Source organism: Vibrio sp. 10N.222.52.B12, assembly GCF_002875385.1.
Taxonomy (GTDB): Bacteria; Pseudomonadota; Gammaproteobacteria; order Enterobacterales; family Vibrionaceae; genus Vibrio; species Vibrio jasicida.
Map to the genome: position 1 here is coordinate 1 of NZ_MDAW01000175.1, position 7,951 is coordinate 7,951.

Annotated in this window: 8 protein-coding genes; 4 read left to right on the forward strand and 4 right to left on the reverse strand. The window is 43.6% G+C overall.

The annotated features are described in order from the left end of the window. The first annotated feature begins 769 nt into the window (after positions 1-769). On the forward strand, positions 770-1,657 hold the full coding sequence (locus tag BCT11_RS27430; protein ID WP_133152166.1) for a hypothetical protein: 888 nt from the start codon (positions 770-772) through the stop codon (positions 1,655-1,657). Positions 1,658-1,852: 195 nt separating this feature from the next. Here the strand turns inward: BCT11_RS27430 and ahpF are convergent, their stop codons facing one another. The 3 genes from ahpF to BCT11_RS27445 form a co-directional block, all read right to left on the reverse strand. Then, complete coding sequence (gene ahpF / locus BCT11_RS27435; protein WP_102389953.1) at positions 1,853-3,421, reverse strand: alkyl hydroperoxide reductase subunit F; 1,569 nt, start codon at positions 3,419-3,421, stop codon at positions 1,853-1,855. Positions 3,422-3,756: 335 nt separating this feature from the next. Next, a complete protein-coding gene (gene ahpC, locus BCT11_RS27440; protein ID WP_005374632.1) occupies positions 3,757-4,314 on the reverse strand; it encodes an alkyl hydroperoxide reductase subunit C in 558 nt (185 codons plus the stop codon). A 305-nt stretch (positions 4,315-4,619) separates the two neighbouring features. After that, positions 4,620-5,078, reverse strand: coding sequence for a MarR family transcriptional regulator (locus BCT11_RS27445; protein WP_102389955.1), 459 nt, complete (start codon positions 5,076-5,078; stop codon positions 4,620-4,622). A 137-nt stretch (positions 5,079-5,215) separates the two neighbouring features. Between BCT11_RS27445 and BCT11_RS27450 the strand changes: the two genes are divergently transcribed. The 3 genes from BCT11_RS27450 (at position 5,216) to BCT11_RS27460 (ending at position 6,494) form a co-directional block, all read left to right on the forward strand. After that, positions 5,216-5,638, forward strand: coding sequence for an organic hydroperoxide resistance protein (locus BCT11_RS27450; protein WP_005374640.1), 423 nt, complete (start codon positions 5,216-5,218; stop codon positions 5,636-5,638). A gap of 264 nt (positions 5,639-5,902) precedes the next feature. Then, entirely contained in the window at positions 5,903-6,145 is a 243-nt protein-coding gene (locus BCT11_RS27455) for a type II toxin-antitoxin system Phd/YefM family antitoxin (RefSeq protein WP_005383516.1), read from the forward strand. A gap of 13 nt (positions 6,146-6,158) precedes the next feature. After that, complete coding sequence (locus BCT11_RS27460; RefSeq protein ID WP_020195558.1) at positions 6,159-6,494, forward strand: type II toxin-antitoxin system RelE/ParE family toxin; 336 nt, start codon at positions 6,159-6,161, stop codon at positions 6,492-6,494. Positions 6,495-6,547: 53 nt separating this feature from the next. Here BCT11_RS27460 and BCT11_RS27465 read toward each other — a convergent pair whose 3' ends face one another. After that, positions 6,548-7,645, reverse strand: a complete 1,098-nt coding sequence (locus BCT11_RS27465; RefSeq protein ID WP_102389957.1) for a YdcF family protein — start codon at positions 7,643-7,645, stop codon at positions 6,548-6,550. Between the last annotated feature and the right edge of the window lie 306 nt (positions 7,646-7,951).

Consider the following 7,951-nt stretch of genomic DNA (forward strand, 5'->3'; position numbering starts at 1 on the left):
GGGGGTATGTGCTTACAACCCCCTCCAACTCCCCCTTTTCTCGACATGGTTTGCCATGCATTTGAATATGGTTATCAAGGGGGAGGGTTATTCTTCGCTGCTGTGAGATCAGGCTTTCCCACCGTCATTCTGAAGGAGCCTAAGCGAGTATTCTGAATCTGTTTTCCGCGTGTTGTGATGTCACATTGCGAACTGAACTATCTGCGAACACTAAACCAGTCCCTCCCCTTTGAGATCGGAGTATTGAGAGCTTCGGAGTTTGATACAAGGGGAGGTTAGGTGGGGTTGGTGGTTTGAGGCTTAACGTTGGGTTATGTGCTTGCAACCCCCTCCAACTCCCCCTTTTCTCGGCATGGTTTGCCAAGCATTTGAATGCGGTTATCAAGGGGGAGGGTTATTCTTTTCTGCTTTGGGGCTGTGTTTGTAATTGTCGAAGTGATTCTTCAGGAACTGTTTCTAAAGCACCTGAATATGCGTACAATTTCCTAGCATATTTTCGAATAAGGTAGATAATGTTCTTTTCTACTGCGGCAACATATTGTTTTACATGAAACAAAAAATTTTACTACTACTGATACTTTTGAACTTAGTGGTACTTTTCTTCCTGCTTTCTTTTGTAAAAGCACCTCTGCTTCTGTCTATCCCGCTCTTATTGCTTTTAGCTTTTAAGCTTATTTGTTGGGAGGTTTTTGAATGTGAATCGCCCTCACCGTATGGTGTGTATATATACCTCACAACTAAGTACGTAAATTTGCATTGTAAGTATATATTGAGAACAAAAATAAAAGGTGGCGCTTTTGATAGTATCCTATCTCTATTTTTTGTAATTAGAAGTATAGAAGCAAGAAATGTAATTACAATATCATTGATGTTTCTTTCAATTTTTATACTTAACTATTTTTCACCAAGTGATGATCCATTGTTATATTCGATTTTTTCATCTGTATTTGCGGCCTGTTTTTTTGATTTTGTAATAATTCGCCTGCCTGATGAGATTAAAAAGAAAAGATATAGTGACAGCATAGGTATCTCTGTTTCTTATATACAAACGATAAAAAAATCTATGCTATATGCCTTAGGAAATGAAGACTTTTTCTCTCAAGCTATAGATAGGTATAATTTTGAGTTGAATTTGAATAGATACCTTCGTTCCAACTGCGAAAAACCGGTTGAATCTACGGTAATATTTGGTGACCAATACATTCAGTCTCTCATGATAAAACGTATAAAAATGAGGAGAGCGCTTACAGGAAAGTCTCACATATCCGTGAATGACTACCTTTGTATTTGTATAATGGTTCTGAATTATATTATAGATGACTTGTTAAGTAAGGATGAACTCCACCTTTTCCCTGATGTTAGAGTCTCTATATTAAATCTAAAATCAGCAATGAGAAATGACATAGAATCAACATTTATTAATGTTAATTACGAAGTCAATCAAAAAGCTATATATGATTTAGAGTTAGGTTACTCCCATCGAATGAGTGATTTTCTTGAGCACTATATATTACCTATGGAGACAGTAGAGTTTTGGTATGTAAGAAAAATGAGAAAGTACTCTAGAAACTATGGTTTATCGAACTCTAACTTTTCTTGCGAGGCTACGAAAATGCACCTAAAAAATATGCAAGATAGGCTGAGTATCAGCTTATAGTAAAGTTAATACACATGAGACAGAGATAATCCCCAAAAACCAAAAAAGCCAGCAGTTAATACCTGCTGGCAAAGTCTTTGGGCTTCTAGGTTTTTTGATTTTATTTCTTGTTACTCATCGCTGTCACGGTGCCCCGATTGGTTTTCCGGGGAAGAAAACACAGCACCGTGCGCTTTGTGCTCAAGAAATTGGAGATTAACCTTGCTTACGGATTAGGTAGTCAAATGCGCCTAAGCTTGCTTTTGCACCTTCACCCATCGCAATGATGATCTGTTTGTAAGGAACGGTTGTTGCGTCACCAGCTGCGAAGACACCTTCTAGGCTAGTATCGCCACGGCTGCCGACTTCAATTTCGCCGCGCTCAGATAGCGCTACTTCTGAATCTTTTAGCCATTCTGTGTTTGGTACCAGACCGATTTGAACAAAGATACCTGACAGTTCAATCTCTTTGATTTCATCTGTGTTGCGGTCTTTGTACTTCAAGCTTGTTACGCGAGTACCGTCACCCACTACTTCTGTTGTTTGCGCCATCGTGATGATGTCTACGTTTGGTAGTGAGTTCGCTTTGTCGATAAGCACTTGGTCTGCGCGAAGTACGTCTGCAAATTCAAGAACCGTTACGTGTTCTACGATACCAGCAAGGTCGATAGCTGCTTCGATGCCTGAGTTACCACCACCGATAACCGCAGTTTTCTTGCCTTTGAACAGTGGACCGTCACAGTGTGGGCAGTACGCGACACCTTTGTTGCGATACTCTTGCTCACCCGGAACGTTCATTTCACGCCAGCGTGCACCAGGGCTTAGGATGACACTCTTACTCTTCAGCGTTGCGCCGCTTTCAAGTTGGATGTGAATCAAACCGTCTTCTGTGTGTGTTGCGCCCATTAGCTTCTCAGCTTGTTGCTCAGTCACTACGTCTACGTCGTATTCTTTTAGGTGTTCTGCTAGGTCTGTTGCCAGTTTTGGACCTTCAGTGCGTTTTACCGAAATGAAGTTCTCGATTGCCATGGTGTCCATAACCTGACCACCAAAACGCTTAGCAACAACACCAGTACGAATACCTTTACGAGCAGCGTACAGAGCAGCTGCGCTACCACCAGGGCCACCGCCAACAACAAGTACGTCATATGGGTCTTTTTCGCTCAGTGCTTTCGCCGCTTTCTCGCTCGCGCCATCATCCACTTTGTTTAGGATTTCAGTCAGAGACATACGACCTTGACCGAATAGCTCACCGTTCACGAATACACTTGGTACAGCCATGATGTCGCGTTGTTTCACTTCATCTTGGAACAAACCACCGTCGATCATGGTTGCTTTTACTTTCGGGTTGATCGCCGCCATCATGTTGAACGCTTGAACCACGTCCGGACAGTTTTGACACGACAGTGAAATGAAGATTTCTACGTCTAGATCTTTGTCTAGTGCTGCGATTTGCTCAATCACTTCTGGTTCTAGTTTGATTGGGTGACCGCCAGAATGAAGCAGTGCCAATACTAGAGAGGTAAATTCGTGACCCATTGGCAAGCCTGCAAAGCGTAGTGCTGTGCCTTTTGCTGGGTTAGTTACCGCCATCACTGGTTTACGTGCGCTTGCGTTGTCGTCACGTTCAACGGTGATTAGGTCGCTCATCTCTGCGATTTGGTTCGCTAGAGACAAAATGTCATTCGATGCTTTGCTTTCATCTAGACTAACCACTAAACGAACTTCTTCTTTTACATTAGCCAGATATTGTTTGAGTTGTTGTTGGATCGCTTGGTCTAACATAGTTGTTACTACCTTAATTAAATAGTTACCAATCAAAACAAGTATTTGTTCATTCTTGCTAGCCAAAATCGTTGATAACTGCGTTATAGATTTTGTAGTTAGGGGAACTAGCTATCGAAAATCTATGCCTGGTTCTAAACGATTTTTTCTACGCAATTACTGCACACCTACTTATTCAGATAGGTAATAAAAAGTGGTTACTGTAGATAAAACCTGAGGGGGAGAGAGCAAATCAGGCAGAAGGTCGTCAAGGTATCTAACCTGAAGTGCTCTCTAATTCAGTTCTAATCAGAAAAAGGAAATCGGGAACTGATTAGAACTTAAATTTCAGTGGCTTAGATTTTGCCAACTAGGTCTAGTGATGGAGCTAGTGTCTCTTCACCTTCTTTCCATTTAGCTGGGCAAACTTCGCCTGGGTGCGCTGCTACGTATTGAGCTGCTTTCACTTTGCGTAGTAGGTCTTCTGCATCACGACCGATACCTTCAGCAGTGATTTCCATTGCTTGGATAGTACCTTCTGGGTCGATTAGGAACGTCGCACGGTCTGCAAGACCTTGACCTTCACGCATCACACCGAAGTTGTTTGTGATGTTGCCTGTTTGGTCGCCAAGCATGTAGTACTGAATCTTACCGATTGTGTCTGAGCTGTCGTGCCATGCTTTGTGAGTGAAGTGTGTGTCAGTTGATACTGAGTAAACTTCTACGCCACGTTTTTGTAGCTCTTCGTAGTGGTCTGCTAGGTCGCCCAGTTCTGTTGGACATACAAACGTAAAGTCTGCTGGGTAGAAGAAGAATACTGCCCATTTACCTAGAACGTCTTGTTCTGTTACTTCAACGAATTCGCCGTTTTTGTACGCTGTAGCTGCAAATGGTTTGATTTGAGTATTAATCATAATTTACTTTCCTTTGAATGTTTTAAGCTGAGCTGTTGTTGCTTTCGGAAAGTATATTCTCATCGGAGTGTGTTTAAGGAAAATCGCTTGTAGCTATCCTATTGATAGCCATTTCCTATTTCACTTGATAGGGAAATCCGATGTAAGTGAGTTTGCTTTGACAGGTTTTATTGAAGATGAACGCAGATTAGTAATAGAGAATACCGATGATTACTTTGAGTAGATCTTCTAGCTAAGATCGAAAGAGCCTCCATCTCGGCAGGCTCTTTCTAATAGGAAGTGGGGAAGCGGATGCTTCTATCTTGTTAGCCCAGATTGTCGAGCACTTTGCCGCACAACTTCTTCAGCATGATCATTTCATCCAACTCTAAGGTGATTTTACACATCATGGCGTTTGGCACTGACTTGGCTTGTTCTTTAAGGTCATGACCTTGTTCTGTTAGGTTGAGTACGCGAACGCGTTCATCGGTTTCACTGCGCCCACGCTCTACATAGCCTTTTGCTTCTAAGCGTTTAAGTAGCGGCGTGAGTGTGCCTGAGTCCAAATGCAGTTGAGACCCCAATTCTTTTACGCTGGCACCGTCTTTTTCCCACAGTACCATCATCACTAAGTACTGCGAATAAGTCAGATCAAGCTCGTCCAGCAACGGGCGGTAAGCTCGGATCACTGCATTTGCTGCGCTGTAGAGCGGGAAGCAAACTTGGTTTTCGAGTAAGAGTTTATCGTCGTCGGTCATGGTGTTGTCGGTGTAACACTGGCTCATTGGTGTTGCCTACCTGCTTACAGAGAAAGAGAGTTATAAAATAAATTGTGCACAATATAGTTGCAAGCTATCTTCACTTCGATATAAGATTGCAAGCAATTAAATTGCGCACAACTTAAGTTAAGAAGGACACTCGCATGACTACTCTATACAAAACTCAAGCTACCGCTTTGGCTGGTCGTAATGGTCAAGTAAAAACTGATGACGGCCTTCTCGATCTAGAGCTGTCATACCCGAAGGAAATGGGCGGCACAGGCGCAGCAACTAACCCAGAACAGCTTTTTGCAGCGGGCTATTCAGCATGTTTTTCTAACGCGATTCTGCACGTAGCGCGTGAAGGTAAAGTAAACCTGAAAAGTGCACCCGTAACGGCAGAAGTGGGCATCGGCCCGAACGACAACGGTGGCTTTGCACTAACAGTGAGCCTAGCGGTAGAGCTAGACATGCCACAAGAACAAGCGCTAGAGCTAACGCGCATTGCACATCAAGTTTGCCCATATTCAAACGCAGTTCGTGGCAACATTGATGTGGCAGTAACGGTAAACGGCGAAGCAATTTAAGCGGTTCTTATCACTGCACAAAGACAAGAAAGCCTGCAAGTACGCAGGCTTTTTCTATATTTGAAGTAGGAGTCTAAATTTAAACTTAATTTGGTTTGTTCGAAATGCACAGGTATAGTTGGCAAGATTAGGTCAAAATCTAAACGAAAAATAGAATGTGATTAGCACTTTCTATGGATTCAAATATTTCGGTCAAACCTGCAGTATAGCTCGGCTGGTTTCGCTTGTTGTTACATCAGCGGGGTTGCCGATAGGAGTCATGTGATGAGTACTGAAACGGTAAGTTATCTAAAAAAGAATGCTGCGAAGCTTGAACTGGATGAACCAATGACGATTACGCAAAATGGTAAGCCTATTTATGTCGTTGAGTCTTATGAAGAACGTCAGAAGCGTGATGAAGCCATTGCTTTAATGAAGTTTGTTAGCTTTGCTCAAAATGATGTTGCGAATGAACGTGTAAAGTCATCGGAAGATATGAAGAGCACGTTAGCAGCACTCAAAGATTGAGTTTGATACGAGCATGGAAGCAAAAGTTCTCTATACACAAACCTTTGAAAATACGGCTATTCAGAGTATTAACTATTTATCGAACTGGAGCGCTCGCAACGATGTGATTGATAGATTAATTGCGGTTCAGCAGAGGTTTGAACACAACGTTTTGAATAACCCGTCTATCTATCCGCCTTGTTATGAACTGACAACAATCGGTGTTTACGACATCCGGCAATTTAGCTTTGATGGATTCAAGCTGCTTTACCGAATTGGTGACAAAAATACTATCTATGCTCTAGTGATTCTGAGTGACAAACAAAACTTACAAAACGCATTGATTGACCACTGCATCATGTTCAAATGACTCTATGAGAGACCGCATTAACGCGGTCTCTTTTGCTTTCTGGGTCTAGTGTATTAACGCGACTCTAACGGGTAGGAGCGGTAGCTCCACATGCCGTAAGTACGCAGTGCATCGCGGTAGATACCAAGCAGCTCACTATCGCTGGCTTTGGCTAAGTCTTTCAGTGGCTTGTCTGGATAGCTCACTGTGTCGAAAGTGATGCCTTGTGGTCCAATTTGCCAGCTTGCGATTTCAAACAAGGTTTGACCACGGCGCACGTGGCTCGCTGAGCTTATGATGGTCGCGTGTTTGATGTTATGACGCGCCAATGCGTAGCTGCTGAATAGGGCGTTACCTACCGTGCTAGTGGCGTAGTTTTCTTCAATGATGCGATCTTTGCTGATGCCTTTTTCAATCAGCCAATCCGCCATTAACTTGCCTTCGGTTTTGTGGTTCTTCGGTACGCCGCCCGTCAATACGATCAACGCGTCTGGGTTTGCTTTCGCCATGGCTAGCGTGGTTTCCAAACGCTCAACCAAGATCTGGTGCATCGAACCATCTGGGTTCAGCGCGTATCCCAACGTGACGATTGCGCCTTTGTCATCCAATTTGCCTTTGTCGGCTTTCTCTTTTAGTGGCGTGGCAAGCACGCGGTCTACGGTGTCGAAGATGCGTTGGGTATCTGCCGCTTTACCTGCATTGAGTTTAGTGAGCGTCGCCATGTGTTTTGCTGATTCCGCTTGGTTGCCCTCAAAGCGTTGCCACACTGCTAAGTAAGCGTGCAAATCCACATCGTCTGGCGCGACAGAAAGGGCTTGTTCAAACAGTTCAATCGCGCGGTCAGCATTCTTGTTGTAGATCTGCGCGTTTGCCGCAGAAATCAGTAGGTCAGTACGGTACGGCTCAAGTTTGTACGCTTCTAATAAGCGGTCGGTAACAATCTCCATGTTGCTCGGCATTTTGGCGGTAAAACCCGCATGCGAGATACGCGCAGGGGATTTGAATGCTTGTACCGCGTCATTCAGCAGTTGGTCGACAACCTGACGTTTAGTGACGATCTGTGAGTAATCGGCGGAAGATTGGACTGCAGCATCGTTAGCCGCGATAGAGTATGGGGCAGCAGTCAGCGCAATCACGCTACCAAGAGCAATGGCAAGTAAGTTCTTCTTCATGGAATGTCCTAGAGGTGCTGTAGTACCTAGTTTTTATTGTGCCTAGCGTTGTAGGTCGAACGGGGTCGATGGAATTTTTTCAGTCTAGGTTCGCTTCATGAATAATCTGTGAAATGAATCCCAACTCAGCCGAGCGAATGAATGCGCGTGGTCAAAACGCGAAGTAGGGTCACGAAAATATTGAGCTATTGGTTCGTGTTCTAAGTAATTGGATTAAAAGATAAACAGCGCTTTGAAGAACGGATTTAAGCAACCAGAGTAAGAAATGAAAAAGCCTGCAACGATGCCTGTCTCTTATACACAAAT